Genomic DNA, 18,904 nt, shown 5'->3' on the forward strand with positions numbered 1-18,904 from the left:
GCCTTCCCGGACGCCGGGGCGACGTCACGAAACGGTCACGACCCGCCCGGTGGGGTGTGGCGCGGATCGCCTCCGTCCGTCAAAGTGAACAGCAGGTGAACGGAAGGTGGATGAGGCGCGTGCTGGAGAAGAACTGCCCGGAGTGCCACTGGGTGACGGTGACCGACGCCGACGGGCGTCGCCGGATCGAGATGCGGTGGGGTTCGCCGCAGTCGGCCGCGCAGGCGAAGCCGCGGCGCGCGGCCTGAGGCCGTCCGGGTTCCGCACGGGATCGCACGGGTAGGCGCTCGCCGAGGGCGGGACGGGGAGCAGACCCGGCCCGCCGGTCCCGCGAGCAGGAGGAGCCCCCGTGTCGTCACCCCGCCCCGAGTCCCAGCCCGAGCAGCAGCAGACCCCGCCGGGGACCCTCGGCGAGATGGACCCCAAGCCCGACCACGGTGAGGAGACCTACCGCGGGTCGGGCCGGCTGACCGGCAAGGCCGCGGTCATCACCGGCGGCGACAGCGGCATCGGTCGCGCCGTCGCGATCGCCTTCGCCCGCGAGGGCGCCGACGTGCTCATCTCCTACCTCTCCGAGCACGAGGACGCCGAGGACACCAAGAAGTACGTCGAGGAGGCCGGGCGCCGGTGCGTGCTGGTCGCCGGTGACCTCTCCGACCGCGCGCACGCCAAGACGATCATCCCGAAGGCGGTCGAGGAGTTCGGCAAGGTCGACGTCCTGGTGAACAACGCCGCGTTCCAGATGTCGCACGACAGCCTGGAGGAGGTCTCCGACGAGGAGTGGGACCACACGGTGGCCACCAACCTCACGGCGATGTTCACCCTCTGCAAGGACGTCATCCCGCACATGCCGTCGGGCGGGTCGATCATCAACTCGTCGTCGGTGAACTCCGACATGCCGAGCCCGAGCCTCGCGCCGTACGCGATGACCAAGGCCGGCATCGCGAACTTCACCGCGAGCCTCGCGCAGATGTACGCGGAGAAGGGCATCCGGGCCAACAGCGTCGCGCCCGGGCCGGTCTGGACGCCGCTGATCCCCGCCACCATGCCCGAGGAGAAGGTGGCCAGCTTCGGGCAGCAGGTGCCGATGGGCCGCGCCGGCCAGCCGGCCGAGCTCGCGCCGGTGTACGTGCTGCTGGCCAGCGACGAGGCGTCCTACGTGTCGGGCGCGCGCGTCGCGGTGACCGGCGGCAACCCGATCCTGTAACGCCGTCCGCGGATGATCACCTGAGCTCACGCTGACGCGTCCTGGCTCACCGTCGGCGGTGGGCCAGGACGTGGCACGATCAGCTCAGCTGATCGTGCGGGCCAGCGCGGCGACGTCGGCCGGGCGCACCCGGCAGCAGCCGCCGACCAGCCGAGCGCCCGCGGCCACCCACGCCGCGGCGTCGCCGGCCGCGATCCCGCCGGTGCCCGTCCAGCGCCGCGCCGCGGCGTCCCACCCCTCCCCGCTGTTCGGATACGCCACCAGCGGCACCCCGGCGGCCGCCGCGGCCGTCAGCGCCGGGAGCACCCCGGCCGGGTCGGTGCAGTTGACGCCGACGCCGACCACCTCCGGCACCCCGCGCGCCATCGCGAACACGTCCGCCGCGCGCTCGCCGCGGCGGGTGCGCGCCACGCCGTCGGCGTCGACGACGGTGGTCAGCGACAGCCACACCGGCACGCCCAGCGACGTGGCCTCGGCCAGCACCGCCTCCACCTCGGCGGCGGCGGGCAGCGTCTCGCAGGCGAGCACGTCGGCGCCGGCGTCGGCGAGCGCGGCCATCCGCGGCCGATGGAAGGCGCGCAGCCGGTCGACGCCGACCTCGGCCGCGTAGGCGCCGGTGTACTCCGAGCCGTCGGCCAGCGCGGCGCCGTACGGCCCGACCGACCCGGCGACCCACGACCCCGGCGCCCCCTCCCGGGCCAGCGCCACCGAGCGGGCGACCAGCGCCAGCGCCTCGTCCCGGTCCACCCCGGCCGCGGCGAACCCCTCGACGGTCGCCTGGTAGCTCGCCGTCGTCGCCACCTGGGCCCCGGCGGCGGCGAACGCGGCGTGCGCGGCGACGACGGCACCGGGGTCGTCGCGCAGCAGTCGCGCCGACCACAGCGCCGAGGCGACGTCGTGCCCGCGGGCCTCGAGCTCGGTGGACAGGCCGCCGTCGAGCAGGACCGGGCCGGCGGCGAGGGCGGCGGACAGGGAGGTCACCGCCCCATCGTCCTCACGAGGGCTGGTACGGCGGCGCCACACCCCAGCCCCAGCGCGGCACCGGGGCGTGCTCGACGACGGCGGCGCCCTCCTGCGAGTTGGCCAGCGCCAGGCGGGTGCCCCACTCGACGTAGCCGACGAAGGCCGCGCGGAACTCGGGGTCGTCGGGCAGCCCGGCGTCGTCGGCGGCGCGGCTCATCAGCGTGGCGAAGCGGAACCGCTGCTCGGGCACCAGCCGCAGCCGGCGGTGGTGGGCGAGCATCCGCTCGTACCCGCCCAGCTGCTCGGTGTACAGCGGCGGGCCGCCGAAGACCTCGCACCACCAGGCGGTGACGTGCGCGCGGTGCGCCTCGGACACGCCGCCGGGGAAGAGCGGGCCGAGCAGGTCGTCCCGCTCGACCCGGTCGTAGAACGCGTCGATCAGGCGCCGGAAGGCCGGTGCACCGCCGGCCCACTCGTAGAGCGTGGGTGGCACGGCGGCCAGCGCACCACGGTCCCGGGCGGCGGGGAAGGGCTCAGCGCGCGAGGCGGTAGTGGGACAGGACGACGCCGGTCGTCGTCGCCACCGACTCGACCAGCTCCCAGCGCAGGTGCGCGCCGGCCGGGAACAGGGTGCGTCCGCCGCCCAGGGCGACCGGCGCGACGGCGAGCCACGCGTCGTCCACCAGGCCCGCCGGGAGCAGGGTGGCCAGCAGGTCGGGGCTGCCGAGGACGGTGAGGTCGGTGTCGACGGTGGCCTTGAGCTCCGCGACGGTGGCGGCGGCGTCGCCGGCGAGGACCGTGGTGTTCTCCCACGTCGGTGCGTAGCCCGGATCCCGGGTGACCACGTACTTCCGCTTGGCGTCGAGCACCGGGCCGAACGGGTTGTCGGTGGTGCCCGCCCACGCGGCCTGCATCGACTCGAAGGTGCGCCGGCCGAACAGCATGGCGCCCTCGCCCGCCATGCCGCGGCCCATGACCTCGCCGAGGACGCCGTCGGGATAGGGCGCGAACCAGCCACCGTGGGCGAACCCGCCGCGGGTGTCCTCGTCCGGTGAGCCCGGCGCCTGCACGACGCCGTCCAGGCTGACGTTCTCCACGATGCTGATCCGGCCCACGACTCCTCCTCCGATCGGCTGCTACGGATTCAGTAGTAGTGGCTAGGTCTGACAAAGTGCAAGGGGTAGCCTCGGCCGCGTGCCGGACCGCCGCAGCTACGGCGACCCGTGCGGGGTCGCCCGCGCTCTCGACGTCGTGGGGGAGCGGTGGGCGCTGCTCGTCGTCCGCGAGCTGCTGCTCGGCCCCAAGCGCTACACCGACCTGGCGCGCGGGCTGGGCGCCAGCAGCCCGACCGTGCTGAGCCAGCGGCTGCGCGACCTGGAGGCGGCCGGGATCGTCACGCGGTCGGTGGCCGGGCCGCCGGTGGGCGGGCGGGTCTACGCGCTCACCTCGCGCGGGCGCGAGCTCGAGGACGTGCTGCTCGCGCTCGGCCGGTGGGGCTCGCGCACGGTGCAGACCTCGGCCGGTGAGCTGGGTACCGACGCGTTCGTGCTCGCGCTGCGCACCGTCGCCGACCCCGCGCGGCTGGCCGGGTGGTCGGCGCGGGTGGAGCTCGCCGTCGACGACCCCATGGCGCCCGACCGGGTCACCCTCACCGTCGCCGACGGCCGGCTGTCCGCCGTCCGCGGCACGACCGGCGCACCGGATGCCGTCCTGTCCGGCGCGCCGGCGGTGCTGCGCCCGGTCGCCTTCGGCCGCCGGTCCCTCGACGACGCCCTGGCTGCCGGGGACCTGCGCGTCGACGGCGACGTCGAGGTCGTGCGCCGCCTACTGGGCGCGCTCGTCCCGCCGGTCCCGGCCTGACCTCCGCGATCACGGATCTGGCGTGGCGACGCGCCGGGCGACGTCGGCGTGTCCCCACGGGAGCGCCGTGATCGCGGACGACCAGGCCGTCGACGAGACTGGGCGCGTGCCCGGCAGCGACGACACCAGCGGAGACCTCCCGGTCACCGGCTCCCTCGTCGTCCCCGCCGCGGCGCTGGCGTGGCGCTTCTCGCGGTCCTCGGGGCCGGGCGGGCAGGGCGTCAACACCGCCGACTCCCGCGTCGAGCTGTCGGTCGCGCCGCTGGAGCTGCGCGGGCTGACCGACGGGCAGCGGCAGCGGCTGGCCGAGCGGCTGGGCCCGCGGCTGGTCGACGGCGTCCTGACCGTCGTCGCCGGCGAGCACCGCCAGCAGCTGCGCAACCGGGCCGCGGCCCGCGAGCGGCTCGCCGCGGTGCTGCGCGCCGCCCTGGCCGCGCCGCCACCGCCGCGCCGGCGCACGAAGCCGACCCGCGGCTCGCAGGAGCGGCGGATCGCGGAGAAGAAGCGCCGCGGCGAGCTCAAGCGCCGCCGCGGCAGCTGGGAGTGAGGACGCCTGCGAGCGGTGGGGGGCGAGGGGGTCCTCCGTCAGAGCTCCGGCATGGGCACGCCCGGCGGCCGCACCGCCACCCACAGCGGCAGCTGCCCGTCGGCCGAGCGGGTCGCCTGCGTCACCTCGAACCCCAGGCCGCGGGCGAAGCGCACGACCGCCCAGGCGGGGGCGACCAGCGCGGCGGGGACCCCGTCGGCGTCGCAGCGGGCCAGCACCGGCGCGAGCACCGCGCCGCCGAGCCCGCGACGGCGCGAGCGCGGCCGGGTGGCCAGCGCGCGCAGCCGCCAGTGCGGGCCCTCGGGCAGCGCGGCGGCGAGCTGGGCCTCGGTGCGGGCGACGGCGTCGGCGCGGTCGGCGTGCAGCCGCGGCACCTCCCGTTCCAGCGCCGCGCGGACGTCGGCCGGCACCGGCGTCGCGGCCCCGGCGGGGGCGTCCCACGAGGCGACGGCGTCGACGTCCTCGCTGACCCAAGTCGTGCCGGTGGCGACCCCGCGGTGGCCGGCGTCGAGCTCGGCCAGCCGGGTGAGCCGCTGCGTGCGCCCGTCCAGCGGCAGCGCCCAGCGCACCCACCGCGACTCGGCCAGCGCCACGGTGAGGGTGGCGGCGATGCGCGGCACGTCGCGCGGCTCGGCCGCCCGGACCACCGGGACGCCGACGTGGACCGTCGGCCCGGGTTCGCTCATGCCAGCCATGACACCACGGCGCACGCAGGGCCCGGACACGACCGTGGGGCCGGCCCCCGGGACGGGACCGGCCCCACGGGGCGTCGGACTCAGACGTCGAAGCCGGCGCGGTCGACCTTGCGGTGGTAGCGGGTACCGAGCTTGCCGCCCAGGATCGCGCCGAGCAGCGTGGCCAGGAGCGCGGCGGTGCCGGTGACGATCCCGGCGGTGGTCAGGGTGTCCCCGCCGATCGGGATGCTGGGCAGGTTGAGCTGCGAGAGCACGTTGTACTCCGAGCCGAGCACCGCGCCGAGGACGGCGAGGACGACGGCGACCAGCAGGCCGACCACCCACACGGCGATGCCCTGCCGGACCCCGTCGAAGCGGGCCGTGCGCCCGGCGACGTAGCCGCCGGCGAGGTGGGCCAGGAACAGCACGACCAGCAGCGTGGTGCCGCCGATGACGCCGATGGTGTCGGCCTGTGCGGTGGCCTGGTCGGTGGCCTGGTCGGCGCTGGACACCTGGGTCAGGCCGAAGGCGACGCCGGCGGCGGACAGCAGGGCCAGCAGGACCACGGCCAGGCCGTTGGCGGACAGCCAGCCGAAGAAGGCCGCTCCCCACGTGATGCCGCCGAAGCGCTCGTGCTGCGCGTCGACGGCGTCACGGGCCTTCCCGCGGGTGGCCGACGCACCGACCGAGCCGGAGGTGGCGTCGCCGCCGGGAGGGGAGCTCATGGTGCTTTCCCGACGGGATCGGGGAGCGCGGGTGCGGACCGGCCGAGGGGCCGGCCGGTCCGCGGTGGGGTCAGCGGCGACGGGTCGTCGGGTCGACGTCGCCGTCGACCTCGATCTGCTCCTTGCGCACCTGCCCGGTGACCTCCTGCTGCTCGGTCACCGTCTGGGTGTCGAGGCGGACGCGCTCGACCGGCGTGGCCTCCTTGGACACGACGGGGCGCTCGGCGTGCAGGACGACCTCGTGCTCCTCCTCGGAGATGGCCGGCCCGTCCATCGCGTTGCCGATGTTGGCGTCGGTGATCGGCTCGCGCTCGACCCGCACCTCCTCGTGGGAGACGGGGACGGTCTGGCTCACGTTCTCCGTGACGACGTACTTCCGCAGCCGCGCCCTGCCGGCCTCGACGCGCTGGGTGCCCACCTCGAGGTGCTCCTCGGAGCGGGTCATGGCGTTGTCGGTCGTCGGGCCCGAGGTGTCGCGGCCGACGACGCCCTCCCTGCCGCTGAGGTCGGCGCGGCCGCCGGTCGTCCCGGTCGTCGTCCCGGTCGTCGTCCCGGTCGTCATCGCCTGACCGGTCGTGGTGCCCGCGGTCCCCAGGCCGTAGTAGCGGTAGAGCTCCTGCTCCTCCTGCGGCGACAGGTGGCCGGCGGAGACGTCGACGTGCGGGGCGCCCTTGACCTTCGCCTTGTCGTAGGGGACCCGCAGCTCGCCGCCGGAGACCGTGGCGTCGGCCAGGGGGACGAAGGCCTCCTTGGTGCCGAACAGGCCGGTGCGGACGGTCGCCCACTCGGGACGGCCGGTCTCGTCGTCGAGGAAGACCTCGCCGACGCTGCCGTGCTTGCCGTCGGGGCCGACGGCGGTGCTGCCGATGACGTCGCTGATCTGCCGGTCGTCGATCACGTGTGCTCCTCGCGGAAGGGGGGATCGGCCGGCTCCCTCACGCGGCGGAGTGCCGGGGGTCAGCTGGCCACCCTGGGGATGCCCCGTCGTTTACGACGTAAACCCCATCCGGCTCACTCCCCGGGGACGCGCCCCTCCCGCCGGAGGGACTCCAGGCGGCCCAGCAGGTTCTCGAGGGCCTCCTCGAACTCGGCGGCCGACTCGTCCCGGGACAGCAGCTCCTCCAGTTCGGTGACGAGCGGGTACTGGGAGAGGTCGGTCCCGGTGCCGGGGACGCCCCCCGGCGCGTCCTCGGGGCTGATCTGCACGCCCTTCTGCGACACCTCGAGCAGCAGGTGCCCGAGCAGGAAGCTCGAGTAGGCCCGGTACGCGGCGACCGCCGCCTCGGCGCCGAAGCCGCTGTCGGTCATCGCGGTGAGGAAGGACTCGACCCAGCGCAGGCTGCGCAGCGGCGGGCGGACCCAGGGGGCCTCCGGCGGCCGGGTGGCCACCAGGGGGAAGACCTCGGGGTGCGCGAGGGCGATCCGCCGGACGCCGTGGGCCAGCCGCTGCAGGAAGTCCTGCCACCCGCCGGCGGCGCGCATGTGCACGTCGGGATCGCCGTACAGCTCGTCGATGACGGTCTCGACGACGCCGTCGAGCAGCTGCTCGCGTCCGGGCACGTACCGGTAGAGCGCCATGGCCTCCACCCCGAGGAAGGCGCCGAGCCGCCGCATCGTGAGGGCGGCGAGACCGTTCCGGTCGATGAACTCGACGGCCGCGCCCAGGATGCGGCGGCGGTCGAGGGGGGCCCGCCCGGTGCCGGGGGGTCCGGCGGGGAGGACGGCCGCGGCTCCGCCACGGGCCTCCGGTGAGTCGGGGTCGGGACGGTGCACCGGGACGGTGTCGTCGGTCCGCGCCACGTCCGCCTCCCGGTTCCTCGTCGGAGCCTGCACACCACCGGCGCCGCACCGGACCCCGTTCCCGCCCGTGAGGTCTCCGGAACGCAGCCTCGACGTCGTCGTGGCCGCGGGGAGACCGCCGCGCCCGACGCTCGGGGCCGTGTCCGCAGCCCTCCCGTCCGGCACCGCCGCACCGGCCGGTCCTCGCACGCGGACCACCGAGACGCACTGTCCCTACTGCTCGCTGCAGTGCGGCACGGCGGTCACCGCGGGGACCGTCCGGCGACGCTCGTACCCCTCGACTCCCCGACCAACCGGGGCGGGCTGTGCAGCAAGGGCTGGTCGGCCACCGAGCTGCTCGACCACCCCGAGCGGCTGACCCGCCCGCTGGTCCGCGCGGTGCCCGGCGACCGCACCAGCCCGCTGGTCCAGGCCGGCTGGGACGAGGCGTTCGACCGCGTCGTCGCCGCGATCGGGCGCACCCGGGCCCGGTACGGCTGCGACGCCGTCGGCTGCTTCGGCGGCGGGTCGCTGACCCCGGTGCGCGTGTACCCGGTCCGCGAGGTCGAGGGGCTGCTCGTCGTCGACGTCCGAGGTGCGGGGGACGTCCGAGGCGCAGGGTGTGCACGCAGCGCGGTCCCCGGCTCCTCCGGATCGCGCCGCGTGCACACACCGCTCAGTCCTCGATGACGTCGAGCCCCTGCTCCCGCGGCCGCGCCAGGGAGGCGAGCATCCCCTCCACCGCCTCCGGGGCGTGCCCCTCCCAGTCCTCCACCTCGCCGACGCGCAGCGGGGAGCGGGTCCGGTGGGACCGCGCGGGGTTGCCGGGGAACCGCTCGTCGGTGACGTTCGGGTCGTCCTCGAAGGGCCCCAGCGGCTCCACGACGTGGACGTGGCCCCGGTGCCGGTCCCCGGCCGGCGCCGTCGCCGGCTCCGCTCCCCGGGCGGCGGTGTCGACCAGCGCCGCGGAGTACACGTGGTCCGTCACCCGGCCGGCCTGGGAGTCCGAGCCGCGACCGGGGACCGGCTCGTCGCCGACGGCGAGCGTCGCCCGCGTCCTGTGGAAGAAGGGCCCGGGGACGTCCCCGCGGTTCCCGGGGGTGACGGGGACGCGGGTGCCGACCGGCTCCTCCACACCGGCGATCATGCCCCCGGCCTGACCACTCACGGCCCCCGCCGGTGTCTGCAACCAGCGGCGTGTGCACCGAGCGCGGTGCCGGAGCGCCCCGGGTCGCGCCACGTGCACATCCCGCGCCCGGTGCACGGGCCCGTGCGCCCCGCGCGGTCGGGCGTGCGCTCCCCGGGCCGACCGACGTGGCCGTGGGCCCCGGGAGCGCGCACCCGTGGGAGCACCCGAGCGCTCAGGGCGCCGGGACGACGACGGTGGCCTCCATCGGCCCGCCGCACTCCTCGCTGCCCCCGACCCGCACCCAGTCCAGGTCGGCGTCGACCTCGGCGAGCGCACCGCCGTCGGCCGCGAGCACGGTGACGGTCGCGGCGTCCGGTGTCCCCGTGCCCGTCGGTACGCCGGCCGTCGTCCCGGTCAGCGGCGCGGTGACCTCGCGCCGCGGCTCCGGGTCCCGGTCGAGGCGGACGACCTGCCCGCACGAGGGCTCACAGACCACCCGCACCGACGCCGGGGCCGGACCGGTCCAGTCGCCGGTGAGCTCCACCCGCACCGCGTCGACCCACCCGATCGCCGGGCAGACGACCGCGCCGGAGCCGCCGGGTGCTCCGGCGCAGCCGGCGAGCAGGACGGCGGCCAGCAGCACCGGGATCCTCACTCGAGCGTCGCCTCCAGGAGCGGCTCGGCGCGCTCGAGCACCGCGCCCGCCGCGTCGAGGGTCTCCACCGACGCCAGGTCCCCGGGGGCCGCGACCACCGCGACGCCGTCGTCGAGCGCGGTCTCGCCGAGCACGCCGCCGGCCGCGTCCAGCAGCCGCACCGTCGTCGCCCCCGGCGGGGCCACCACGACCAGGGTCGGCAGCACGGGCGGGTCCGCACTGGCGTCGGTCACCTCGCACACCGCGGCCACCGCCCGGTCGCCCTCGCCGGCGGCCCGTAGCTCCGACCCGCAGCTCCAGCCGGCGCTGCCGCTGCGGTCGACGGCCACCGCGGCCGTCGTCCCCACGTACACCGCGCCCGAGGGGAGGGTGGCGGAGAAGACGGCGACCCGGGCGGTGCCGACGGTGGGCGCGGGCACGTCGCCGGCCCACAGCACGGTGAAGGCGACGGCGTCCGCGGTCAGCCCGGTGCGCGCGAGGAGGGACTCCATCTCGCCCGTGCGCATCTCGTCGCCGGGCGCCGCCGGCGGCTGCTCGCGCGCCCAGGTGACGTCGAGGTCGCCCGGCGGGGCCCCGCCCCAGCGGGTGTCCGGCATGCCGGTGGCCAGCACGGACCCGTCGCGCTCGACGCGGTAGCGGAAGGCGGCGTCGGAGGGGAGCGACGACGGTCCGCGGTCGAGCACCGCGACGCCGTCGGGGGCCGCCACCTCCGTCCAGGTGCGCGAGACGGTGCCGTCGGCGGCGACCTCCGGCCGCTCGGACACGCTGACCACGTCACCCGGCGCGGCCACGACCACCACCGCGTCGATCCCCGTGTCGGCGTAGGCCAGCGGCAGGGAGGGGTCGACGGCGTGCGGCACGTCCTGCACCGTCATCTGCTCCGCCCTCGCGCCGGCCGGGCCGGTGAACCAGGCGACGACGGTCCCGCCGCGCGCGCCGAGGTCGGTCTCCAGCTCGGGGTCGGGCACGAGCGGCGGCGGCTGCGCCCCGGTGCGGGCGGCCACCAGGGCCCAGCGCGCGCCGGCGACGTCCCCGGCGAAGACGACGTGCCGGTCGGCCACGGCCGGCTCGGGCACGCCGACGTCCGCGCTCGACCACGGCAGCCGACGCACGCCCTCGACGAACGCCGCGTCCCCGGCCAGCGAGCCGCGGGTGGGTCCGGACAGCACGTCGGCCGCGGCCTCCCCGGGCGCGGCCACGCCGGCGGTGGGGACCGGGTCGTCCCCGCCGCGCACCACCACCGGCACCGCCACCACCACGGCCGCCACCGCGACGGCGACCGCGGCGATGCCCGTGCGCCGGCGCCGGTCGCGCCGGTGCCGCGTCACCACCGCGGCGGCGAGGTCCTCCCGCGGCGGGGGAGCGGTGCGCTCGGCGAGCCGGGTCAGCCGGTCGGTCAGGTCGTCCATCAGGAGTCCTCCCCGCTCACGAGGACCGGCCGCGCCAGCAGCGCGCGCAGGCGGGCCAGCCCCCGGGTGGTGTGGGTGTTCACCGCGCTGGCCGAGCAGCCCATCGCCTCGGCGGCCTGCTGCTCGGAGAGGTCGGCGTAGTAGCGCAGGACGACGGCGGCGCGCATCCGCGGCGGCAGCGAGCGCAGCGCGGCGCGCAGCTCCTCGTCGTCCTCGCGCGGCCGCGCCGGGTCGGCGCGGTCGGGCAGCGTCTCGACCACCTGCTCGGTGCTCGCCAGCCGGCGCCGCCAGCTGGTGTGGGTGGTGACGACGACCCGGCGGACGTAGGCGGTCGGGTCGCCGCCGCGGGTGACCCGGTCCCAGTGCCGGTAGGTCTTGAGCAGCGCGGTCTGCACCAGGTCCTCGGCGTGCCCGCGGTCCCCGGCGAGGAGCACGGCCAGGCGCAGCAGCCCGGCCTGCTCGCGGGACACGAAGTCCTCGAAGGACGCGTCCTCGAAGCCCTGCTCCACCCGTGCCCTCCCGCGGTCGGCCGTCACCCCTTCCACGCCGCGGGGCGCCCGCCGCACCCACACCGGCAGGTCACGGACGGATCACGATCCGCCGGGGAGGTCAGGCCAGCTCGGCGAGGGCGGCGGCGACCGTCGCGTCGCGCACGAAGTCCAGCGCCAGCAGCCGGTGCACGAGCACGCCGCGGCGGGTCAGCCGCAGGTCGGCCGGGCGCAGCCGGGGGAGCGCCGCGCCGCCGGGGCGCGGGGTCGCCGGCGGCGGGTCGAGCAGCCCGCGGCGCTGCAGGTCGGTGAGGTCCTCGAGCGCGCCCCACGCCGTCCAGCCGCGCGGGTCCTGCGGCACCGGCGTCATCGGCAGCGGGGTGCGCTCGCGCCGGCCGACCGCGGCCAGCAGCACCCACTGCCGGCCGGTGAGCTCCGTGGCCACCCGCAGCCCGCGGAAGACCACGGCGGCGTCGAGGTCGGGGGAGACGGCGGCCTCGGCGAGCAGGTAGCCGAGGTGGCGCACGCGCCACTCCTCGGTGACGGCACGCGCGGCGAGCACCACGGCCTCGGCCACCTCGTCGGCGGGCGCGCGGTCGCCGGGACCGGGGGTGAGGAACCCGTCGGTGCGCACCGTGCGGCCCTGGGCGGCGCGGGTCACCGACAGCTCGGCGGCGAAGGCGAGCGCGGCGCCGGCGCGGCAGCGGGCGCGGGAGGACACCGGCGCGGCCGGGTCGGTGTCGGCCGCGGTCGCGGTGCGCCGCAGCCACGCGGCCAGCCCGCCGTCCAGGCGCACCTTCGCCGAGCCGTCGTCGAACACCAGCCCCGCGGCCGTGCGCGCCATCGTCCCGGCGACCAGTTCCCCGGACTCCACGAGCGCGCGTCCCGGTGCCGCCTCCGTGTACTCCGCCACGCCGTCGATCATGGCCGAGCCGGCCGCCCCGTGTCGGCCCGGCGCCCGGACCCTCACCACAGCGGGGCAGGGCCGGTGAGCACGATCGCCACCGCCGTCGTCCTCGAGCCCGGCGTCTCCTGCACGACGCCGCTGGTCGTCTCCTGCCTCGCCGGCGTCGGTGGCGGCAACTTCGCCAGCGCGATGGCCAACGTCAACGCCTTCCACCCCGACCGGCTCAAGGGCTGGGCGCTCGGCCTCAACGCCGGCGGCGGCGACCTCGGCGTCCCGGTGGTGCAGCTCGTCGGCCTGCTCGTGCTGGCGACCGCCGGGGTGGAGCACCCGCGGATCGTGCTCTGCGTCCACGTCCCGCTGATCGTCGTCGCCGCCGTCGGCGCGGCCCCGCTCGTGGACGACCTGACGACGGCGCGCAACCAGCCGCGGGCCCTGCGCGAGGCGGCCCGCGAGCCGCACACCTACGTGATGTCCCTCCTCCACACCGGCACGTCCGGCTCGTTCACCGGCTTCGGGTTCGCTTTCGGCCAGGTGCTGCAGACCAGTTCGGCGAGGACTTCGCCACCCCGCTGGCCACGGCGTCGCTGACCTGGCTGGGTCCGCTGCTCGGCAGCCTCGTCCCGCCGCTCGGCGGGTCGCTGGCCGACCGCTTCGGCGGTGCCCGGACCACCCTCTGGACCTCCGTCGCGATGGCCGCCGGCGCCGCGGTGGTCCTCACGGCGAGCCGGGTGGGGTCGCTGCCGCTGTTCGTCGTCGGGTTCGTGCTGCTGTTCGTGCTCAGCGGGATCGGCAACGGGTCGGCCTACGAGATGATCCCGGCGGTCTTCCGCACCAGGCGCAGCGGGCGGTGACCGCCGGGGGCGACCCGGCCGCCGCGGACCGGCGGGCGCTGCGGACGACCGGCGCGCTGTCGGCATCGCCGGCGCGGTCGGCGCCCTCGGCGGGGTGCTGGTGGACCTCGCGTTCCGGCAGTCGTTCCGCACCACCGGCAGCGGCGACGCCGCCTACCTCGTCTTCATCGGCTTCCACGCCGCCTGCGTGGTCGTCACCCGGGTGGTCCACCTGCCCCCGACGGCCCGCCCGGCCGGCGTGTGACCGGTGCCCTTCCGCGGGGACGCCCCGGGGCGTCCCCGCGGGAGGGCACGGGGCTCAGACGGCCAGGCGGTAGCCGCGCTCGACGACGGTCTCGACGACGCCCGGCCCGAGCGCGGCGCGCAGCCGGGTCACCGCCATCTCCACCGCGTGCCCGTCCCCGCCGCCGGGCAGCCCGGGCACCAGGTCGGCCTCGGCGACGACGGCGCCGGGACGGGCGGCCAGCGCCCGCAGCACCGCCATCGGCCCCGGCGGCAGCTCCACCAGGCGGCCGTCGAGGACGGCGGCGTGCCCGCGCACCTGCAGCGCGGCGCCGCCGACCCGCAGCACCGGGTCCCGCTCGGGCAGCCGGGCGACGACCTCGCGGGCCAGCGCGCCCAGCCGGGAGCGCTCGGGCTGCAGCGTCGGGATCCCGGCGGCGGTCAGCGGGCCGGCGGTGACCGGACCGACGGCCACCGGCAGCACCCCGCCGGTCAGCGCGGCGACCAGCTCGTCCCGCCGGCCGAGCTCGGCGGCCACCGACAGCAGGCTGGCGGCGGCCGGCGCGCTGGTGAAGGTCACCGCGTCGACCGCGCGGGCCACGACCTGGCCGACCAGCCGGCGCAGCGGCGCGACGTCCTCGGGCAGCACCCACCGGTAGACCGGCACGGTCAGCACCTCGGCGCCGGCCGCGCGCAGCGCGTCGACGAACTCCGGCAGCGGGTCGCCGTGCAGCTGGAGGGCGACCCGGCGCCCCTCCAGCGGGCCCTCCGCGCCGGACAGCAGGTGCTCGAGCACCTCGGCCGACGACTCCGACGCCGGCGACCACGCGTCGACCAGCCCGCCGCCGCGGATGGCGCCGCGCGCCTTGGGGCCGCGGGCGAGCACCCGGGCGCCGCGCAGGTGCCCGACCAGCGGGAGGTCCCAGGCCTCGGCCGCCTCCAGCCACCCGCGGAAGCCCACCCCCGTCGTCGCGACCACCAGGTCCACCGGCGCGGCGAGCACCGCCTCGGTGGCGGCGACCAGCTCGGCGTCGTCGGCCAGCGGCACGATCCGGATCGCCGGGGCGTACACCACCCGGGCGCCGCGGCGGTCGAGCAGCGTGCCGAGCTCCTCCCGCCGCCGCGCGGCGGTGACCGCCACGGTGTACCCGGCCAGCGGCGCGGGGCCGGCTGCCTGCTCCGGACCGGTCGCGAGCGCCGGGGCGTCGGGGGAGGAGGTCACCGGTCCATGGTGGCCGGTGGGCGTCGCGGTCGTGTGACGGCCCCTGCTCGGCCGGCCGGCCGCGGGGGCGCGACCGGTCAGCGGGTGGTCCAGGAGGCGATGAGGATGCTGGCGTCGTCCTGCAGCACGCCGCCCTGGTGGTCGAGGACCGCGCGCACCAGCCGGCGCACGGTCTCCGGCGGCGGGTGCCCGGCCGCGACCGCCCGGGTGAGGAACTCGACCAGCCGCTGCTCGCCGAACCACCGTCCCGCGGCGTCGCGCGCCTCGGTGACGCCGTCGGTGTAGAGCACCAGCCAGTCCCCGGGCTCGAGCACCTCCTCGGCGACCTCGAACGCCGGCGTGCCGAGCCCGAGGGGCACCCGCCCGCCCGCGCTGAGCTCCTTGACCACCCGCCCGCGCCGCAGCAGCAGCGGCGGCGGGTGCCCGGCGCGGACGTAGCGCAGCCGCCCCGTGGCGACGTCGAGCTGGGCGAGCACCCCGGTGACGAAGGCGCTGCCGGGGAACGTCGCGGCGACCACCTCGTCCACCGCGCGGACCTGGTCGTGCAGGCCGCGCCCGTCCCGCCGCGCGCTGCGGGCGGTGGCGAGCGTCGCGGCGCTCATCAGCCCCGCCCCGAGGCCGTGCCCCATGGCGTCGAGCACGGTCAGCCACACCGCGTCCTCGGCGAGCGCGTAGTCGAAGGCGTCCCCGCCGACGGCGGCGCTGGGTTCCAGCAGGCCCGCGACGACGAAGGCGTCGGTCGCGGCGGTCAGCGGAGGGAGCTGCTGCCAGACCAGCTCGGCCGACGGCGTCCGCGGCCGGGTGCGCCGGGTGCACTCGAGCACGTCGCCGTAGACGCCCATCGAGGTGACCAGGTGGGCGACCATCGAGGCCAGCCACCAGCACTGCTCGCGCAGGCCGGGGTCCTCCAGGTCCCGGGCGGCCTCCACCCGCACCTCCAGGACGCCGACCCGGTCGGCGCCGTCGAGCAGCGGCACCCACAGGCGCGGCAGCCCCCCGGCCTCCGACGGCAGCAGCTGCCCGGACTGGAAGACGCGCCCCGGCAGGGTGCCGTCGACGGCGACCGGCTCGCCGGATCTGCGGCCCTCGCCGGGCAGCTGCACCAGCCGGCGCTGCTCGTGGTCGACGACGTGCACCGTGACGTCGACGCCGAGCACCCGGCCGGCCCCCGCGGCCAGCTGCGGCAGCCGGTCCGGCGGGGCGGTGCGGGCGGCCTCGAGCAGCTGCAGCAGCGCCGCCAGCGGCCCGGTGGTGGGCCGGGGCGGGCGCAGCGGCCGGGAGTAGGGCACCCGGCGGGCCGCGGACAGCTCGTCGAGCCGTTCGTTGACCGCGACGGCCAGCAGGTCGCCGTCGAGGTCGGACAGCCGCGCCAGCCCGTCCAGGTGGGCCTCGACGTCGAACAGGTCGGCGTTGCCGCCGAGCTCGAAGTACCGCAGCCACAGCTGCTCGAGGGTGAGCTCGGCGTGCCGGAGCGCGGCCACGAGCACGGTGCGCCGGTCCTCGTCGGGGACGCCGGCGGCGACCATCAGCGGAGCCGGCGGACGGCCGAGTCGACCACCGCCCGGGCCGCCTGCCGCAGCGTGCCGGCGTCCCCTCCTGAGCGGGACAGCAGCATGGCCAGCGCGGTCTCCTCGCCGACGCCGTGCCGGGCCATGAGCACCCCCTTGGCGGTGCTGACGACGTCGCGCGTCGTCACGGCCCTCCGCAGGTCGTCGCTGGCCCGGCGGGCCTGCTCCCGGGCCGTGACGTGGGTGACCAGCAGGGCGGCCTGCGCCGCGGACAGGGTGAGCACCTGCGCGTCGTGGTCGGTGAAGACGCTGGGGTCGGCGCCGTAGACCTTGAGGGCTCCCAGCGTCCGGTCCCCGGCCACCAGCGGCACGCTCAGGGTGGACAGCAGGCCGAGCTCGACCGCCGCGGCGGCCCAGTGCGGCCAGCGGGGCTCGGCGCGCAGGTCGTCGGCCCGCACGAGCACCCGCCCGGCGGCCGCGGCCAGGCACGGCCCCTCGTCGAGCTCGTACTGCAGCGCGTCGGCGCGCTCGACCACCGGATCGGTGGAGCCCGACGACCGCCGCCCGGTGCGGTCGACGATCGAGACGCCCGCGCCGGCCGCCGCCGGGACGGTCTGCAGCACGAGGGAGCCGACCAGGCCCAGTGCGGTGGCGACGGTCTCCTCGGAGAGCAGCAGCCCGGCCACGCGCGCGGAGACGACCGACAGCTCGTCGGCCAGGGGGAGGGATCGGGTGGCGTCCTGGGACACGGGCACCTCGCGGGGACCGGCCGCGGCCACCCGCTTCTTCGAGGTGCCGCGACCTGTGGGCACCCAGGTTAGTGCCGGATCAGCGCAGGTGCGCCGCCGCGTAGCGCGGCACCCGCGCGCCGTCGCCGACGACCAGGCCGCGGGTGACCAGCAGCCGCAGGTGGGCGTCGGTCTCGGTGACGGCGAAGATCCGCATCCGCCGCTCGTACTGCGACCACGGCCGCGACCACGTCAGGTGTGCGGCCAGGTCCCACGGGGTGCTCCCCGGGTGCGCCCGGACCGCGGCCAGCAGCTCGGCCAGCCGGCGCTCGTGGTGCGCCCGCAGCTCGCGGGCCCGGCCGGCCAGGCCGCGGAAGCGCCACTCGTGGCCGGGCAGCACCTCGCCGGCCTCCTCCCCGGCGACCCGCTCCAGCGAGGACAGGTAGTCGCGCAGCGGGTCGGCGGCGCCGCCGGCGTGCGTCGAGACGTTCGGGCTGATGCGGGGCAGGACGTGGTCGCCGGCGAAGAACAGGCCGGTGGCCTCGTCGGCGAAGCACAGGTGCCCGGCGGTGTGGCCGGGCGTGTGGACGGCGCGCAGCGACCAGCCGGGCAGGTCCGCGCGGTCGCCGTCCTCGAGCAGCCGGTCGGGCAGCGCCAGCCGCCGCCACCGCGCGCGCTCCTCCGGCGTCCCGGCGTCCGCGCGGGCGTCCGGCTCGGGGGCGCCCAGCCCGACGAGGAAGGCGACCTCCACCTCGGTGGACTCCTCGGGCGAGCGGGCGGTGAAGGCGGTCAGGTCGCGGGCGTCGGCCGGGTGCATCGCCACCCACGCACCCGAGGCCTCCCGCACCCGGCCCGCCAGGCCGACGTGGTCCATGTGCATGTGGGTGACCAGCACGCCGCGGACGTCGCGGACGCCGGCGCCGATCCCGGCCAGCCCGGCGCACAGCGCCGCCCAGCTGTCGTCGGCGTCCCAGCCGGTGTCGACCAGGCCCAGCCCGCCGCCGGCCAGCTCGAGCACGTGGGCGTTGACCCACCGCAGCGGGCCGCCCATCGGCACCGGCACCGACCACAGGCCCGGCCGCACCCGCTCGACGGCGGGCACCGACCGCTCGCGCCACGCGGCGCGCTGCGCCCGGCCGGTCACCTCCACGCCGCTCGCGTCCACGCCCCGGCACTCTGCCAGCCCCGGCGGCGCGCGCCGGGCTGGGACCATGGGGGCGTGCCGACGCCGCCCACCACCCCCGCCCGGATCTCCGCCGTCCCCCTCCTCATGCGGGTGGTCTGCACGCTGCTCGCCGTCACGGTCGTCGTCGTCATGGTCGTCACCGCGCTCGTCACCCACCCCTCGGACGAGCTCAACCCCTTCGACGCCGCCGACCGCGTGGCCATCGCCGGGATCGGCCTGTTCGTCGGCGCGGGGATCCTGCTGCTGGGCCGGCCGCGGGTCGACGCCGACGCCTCGGGCATCCGGGTGCGGAACCTGCTCGGGCAGCGGACGCTGCCCTGGGCGGCGGTGCGCGGCGTCCGGTTCGACCGCCGGGCGTGGGTGGCCACGCTGGAGCTCGCCAACGGCGACGCGATGGCGATGACGGCGCTGCAGGCGGTCGACGGCGAGCGCGCGGCCACCGCCGTCGAGGGGCTGCGGGCGCTGCTGGCCGCCGACGTCGCCGCCCGTCCCGCGCCGGCGCACGGCCCGCTGCTGCACGAGTGAGCGGCGTCCCGGCTCCCGGAATACCTGCAGCGTCCGCGACGCTGTAGCATGAGCGTGCCTCCCCGCTACACGAGGCGCGTGAACCACTCCAGCGGCCCCGCCCCGGGCCGCTGACCAAGAGGAGCCCGCTCCCACCTGGCGCCGTCGAGGTGCCCAGGTCCCCGGTTCGCGGGAGTCCGGCCTGCCCCGGCCGGTCCTCCGCGACGTGCCCGGCCCGGCGACGGGCCGGTGCCGCACCGGCGAGACGGGCCCTGTGAGCACCCGCTCACGGGGCCCTCGCCGTCTCCGGTGCCCGGGTGGGCGCGACCTCCTCCCGTGT

General features: G+C 77.4%; 25 protein-coding genes. 9 read left to right on the plus strand and 16 right to left on the minus strand.

Translation table 11 applies throughout. The annotated features are described in order from the left end of the window. Window positions 1–110: 110 nt before the first annotated feature. Both ACI8AK_RS17335 and ACI8AK_RS17340 read left to right on the plus strand, forming a co-directional pair. Window positions 111–248 (plus strand): hypothetical protein, encoded by a 138-nt coding sequence (locus tag ACI8AK_RS17335; RefSeq protein WP_456957253.1) that lies wholly within the window; start codon window positions 111–113, stop codon window positions 246–248. Window positions 249–349: 101 nt separating this feature from the next. Further along, a complete protein-coding gene (locus ACI8AK_RS17340; protein ID WP_387986989.1) occupies window positions 350–1,207 on the plus strand; it encodes an SDR family oxidoreductase in 858 nt (285 codons plus the stop codon). 84 nt (window positions 1,208–1,291) lie between these two features. Here ACI8AK_RS17340 and mmuM read toward each other — a convergent pair whose 3' ends face one another. The 3 genes from mmuM to ACI8AK_RS17355 are packed head-to-tail and all read right to left on the minus strand — an operon-like array spanning window position 1,292 to window position 3,285. Then, window positions 1,292–2,188, minus strand: a complete 897-nt coding sequence (mmuM, locus tag ACI8AK_RS17345; RefSeq protein WP_456957255.1) for a homocysteine S-methyltransferase — start codon at window positions 2,186–2,188, stop codon at window positions 1,292–1,294. Window positions 2,189–2,201: 13 nt separating this feature from the next. Further along, entirely contained in the window at window positions 2,202–2,663 is a 462-nt protein-coding gene (locus ACI8AK_RS17350; RefSeq protein WP_387986994.1) for a group II truncated hemoglobin, read from the minus strand. A 40-nt stretch (window positions 2,664–2,703) separates the two neighbouring features. Continuing rightward, window positions 2,704–3,285, minus strand: a complete 582-nt coding sequence (locus ACI8AK_RS17355) for a dihydrofolate reductase family protein (RefSeq protein ID WP_456957257.1) — start codon at window positions 3,283–3,285, stop codon at window positions 2,704–2,706. Between the two features lie 79 nt (window positions 3,286–3,364). Between ACI8AK_RS17355 and ACI8AK_RS17360 the strand changes: the two genes are divergently transcribed. Both ACI8AK_RS17360 and arfB read left to right on the plus strand, forming a co-directional pair. Then, on the plus strand, window positions 3,365–4,030 hold the full coding sequence (locus ACI8AK_RS17360; protein ID WP_456957259.1) for a winged helix-turn-helix transcriptional regulator: 666 nt from the start codon (window positions 3,365–3,367) through the stop codon (window positions 4,028–4,030). Between the two features lie 106 nt (window positions 4,031–4,136). Further along, window positions 4,137–4,577 carry an alternative ribosome rescue aminoacyl-tRNA hydrolase ArfB gene (gene arfB, locus ACI8AK_RS17365; RefSeq protein ID WP_456957261.1) on the plus strand — a complete coding sequence of 147 codons (441 nt, stop codon included), beginning with the start codon at window positions 4,137–4,139 and terminating at the stop codon, window positions 4,575–4,577. Window positions 4,578–4,615: 38 nt separating this feature from the next. On the opposite strand, the gene ACI8AK_RS17370 is transcribed toward arfB, so the two are convergent. The 4 genes from ACI8AK_RS17370 to ACI8AK_RS17385 all read right to left on the minus strand — a co-directional run bounded on the left by ACI8AK_RS17370 (window position 4,616) and on the right by ACI8AK_RS17385 (window position 7,776). Beyond that, window positions 4,616–5,263: an N-acetyltransferase gene (locus ACI8AK_RS17370; protein WP_456903592.1), complete on the minus strand. Its 648-nt coding sequence runs from the start codon at window positions 5,261–5,263 to the stop codon at window positions 4,616–4,618. Between the two features lie 89 nt (window positions 5,264–5,352). Continuing rightward, on the minus strand, window positions 5,353–5,976 hold the full coding sequence (locus ACI8AK_RS17375) for a hypothetical protein (RefSeq protein WP_456957263.1): 624 nt from the start codon (window positions 5,974–5,976) through the stop codon (window positions 5,353–5,355). 70 nt (window positions 5,977–6,046) lie between these two features. Further along, window positions 6,047–6,874 (minus strand): DUF2382 domain-containing protein, encoded by an 828-nt coding sequence (locus ACI8AK_RS17380; protein ID WP_456957265.1) that lies wholly within the window; start codon window positions 6,872–6,874, stop codon window positions 6,047–6,049. Window positions 6,875–6,987: 113 nt separating this feature from the next. Continuing rightward, window positions 6,988–7,776 carry a TetR/AcrR family transcriptional regulator C-terminal domain-containing protein gene (locus ACI8AK_RS17385; RefSeq protein ID WP_456957267.1) on the minus strand — a complete coding sequence of 263 codons (789 nt, stop codon included), beginning with the start codon at window positions 7,774–7,776 and terminating at the stop codon, window positions 6,988–6,990. Between the two features lie 228 nt (window positions 7,777–8,004). Between ACI8AK_RS17385 and ACI8AK_RS17390 the strand changes: the two genes are divergently transcribed. Beyond that, entirely contained in the window at window positions 8,005–8,445 is a 441-nt protein-coding gene (locus tag ACI8AK_RS17390; protein WP_456957269.1) for a molybdopterin-dependent oxidoreductase, read from the plus strand. Here the strand turns inward: ACI8AK_RS17390 and arr are convergent. The 5 genes from arr to ACI8AK_RS17415 all read right to left on the minus strand — a co-directional run bounded on the left by arr (window position 8,432) and on the right by ACI8AK_RS17415 (window position 12,349). Continuing rightward, window positions 8,432–8,902 (minus strand): NAD(+)--rifampin ADP-ribosyltransferase, encoded by a 471-nt coding sequence (gene arr / locus ACI8AK_RS17395; protein ID WP_456957270.1) that lies wholly within the window; start codon window positions 8,900–8,902, stop codon window positions 8,432–8,434. The two genes, ACI8AK_RS17390 and arr, sit on opposite strands and share 14 nt — an antisense overlap. A 214-nt stretch (window positions 8,903–9,116) precedes the next feature. Next, the gene (locus ACI8AK_RS17400; protein ID WP_387987018.1) at window positions 9,117–9,539 is read right to left on the minus strand and encodes a hypothetical protein; all 423 of its coding nucleotides are present in this window, start codon (window positions 9,537–9,539) and stop codon (window positions 9,117–9,119) included. Next, window positions 9,536–10,948: a hypothetical protein gene (locus ACI8AK_RS17405; RefSeq protein ID WP_456957272.1), complete on the minus strand. Its 1,413-nt coding sequence runs from the start codon at window positions 10,946–10,948 to the stop codon at window positions 9,536–9,538. Before ACI8AK_RS17405 ends, ACI8AK_RS17400 begins: the two co-directional genes overlap by 4 nt. Then, on the minus strand, window positions 10,948–11,484 hold the full coding sequence (locus ACI8AK_RS17410) for a SigE family RNA polymerase sigma factor (RefSeq protein WP_387987021.1): 537 nt from the start codon (window positions 11,482–11,484) through the stop codon (window positions 10,948–10,950). Before ACI8AK_RS17410 ends, ACI8AK_RS17405 begins: the two co-directional genes overlap by 1 nt. A gap of 73 nt (window positions 11,485–11,557) precedes the next feature. Then, window positions 11,558–12,349, minus strand: coding sequence for a hypothetical protein (locus ACI8AK_RS17415; RefSeq protein ID WP_456957274.1), 792 nt, complete (start codon window positions 12,347–12,349; stop codon window positions 11,558–11,560). Window positions 12,350–12,424: 75 nt separating this feature from the next. Between ACI8AK_RS17415 and ACI8AK_RS17420 the strand changes: the two genes are divergently transcribed. From ACI8AK_RS17420 to ACI8AK_RS17430, 3 genes are all read left to right on the plus strand, one after another. Continuing rightward, on the plus strand, window positions 12,425–12,931 hold the full coding sequence (locus ACI8AK_RS17420) for a hypothetical protein (protein ID WP_456957276.1): 507 nt from the start codon (window positions 12,425–12,427) through the stop codon (window positions 12,929–12,931). 101 nt (window positions 12,932–13,032) lie between these two features. Further along, a complete protein-coding gene (locus ACI8AK_RS17425) occupies window positions 13,033–13,194 on the plus strand; it encodes a hypothetical protein (protein WP_456957277.1) in 162 nt (53 codons plus the stop codon). 94 nt (window positions 13,195–13,288) lie between these two features. Next, complete coding sequence (locus tag ACI8AK_RS17430) at window positions 13,289–13,438, plus strand: hypothetical protein (RefSeq protein WP_456957279.1); 150 nt, start codon at window positions 13,289–13,291, stop codon at window positions 13,436–13,438. A 54-nt stretch (window positions 13,439–13,492) separates the two neighbouring features. Here ACI8AK_RS17430 and ACI8AK_RS17435 read toward each other — a convergent pair whose 3' ends face one another. From ACI8AK_RS17435 to ACI8AK_RS17450, 4 genes are all read right to left on the minus strand, one after another. Then, complete coding sequence (locus ACI8AK_RS17435; protein WP_456957281.1) at window positions 13,493–14,638, minus strand: uroporphyrinogen-III synthase; 1,146 nt, start codon at window positions 14,636–14,638, stop codon at window positions 13,493–13,495. Between the two features lie 77 nt (window positions 14,639–14,715). After that, a complete protein-coding gene (locus ACI8AK_RS17440; protein WP_387987030.1) occupies window positions 14,716–16,164 on the minus strand; it encodes a PP2C family protein-serine/threonine phosphatase in 1,449 nt (482 codons plus the stop codon). Then, window positions 16,164–16,958 carry a GAF and ANTAR domain-containing protein gene (locus ACI8AK_RS17445; RefSeq protein WP_456957283.1) on the minus strand — a complete coding sequence of 265 codons (795 nt, stop codon included), beginning with the start codon at window positions 16,956–16,958 and terminating at the stop codon, window positions 16,164–16,166. Before ACI8AK_RS17445 ends, ACI8AK_RS17440 begins: the two co-directional genes overlap by 1 nt. Before the next feature lie 16 nt (window positions 16,959–16,974). Next, window positions 16,975–18,039, minus strand: coding sequence for an MBL fold metallo-hydrolase (locus tag ACI8AK_RS17450; protein WP_387987035.1), 1,065 nt, complete (start codon window positions 18,037–18,039; stop codon window positions 16,975–16,977). 54 nt (window positions 18,040–18,093) lie between these two features. On the opposite strand from ACI8AK_RS17450, the gene ACI8AK_RS17455 reads away from it, so the two are divergent. Continuing rightward, the gene (locus tag ACI8AK_RS17455; RefSeq protein WP_387987038.1) at window positions 18,094–18,585 is read left to right on the plus strand and encodes a PH domain-containing protein; all 492 of its coding nucleotides are present in this window, start codon (window positions 18,094–18,096) and stop codon (window positions 18,583–18,585) included. Window positions 18,586–18,904: the final 319 nt, after the last annotated feature.

This window comes from Geodermatophilus sp. SYSU D00867 (assembly GCF_054050315.1).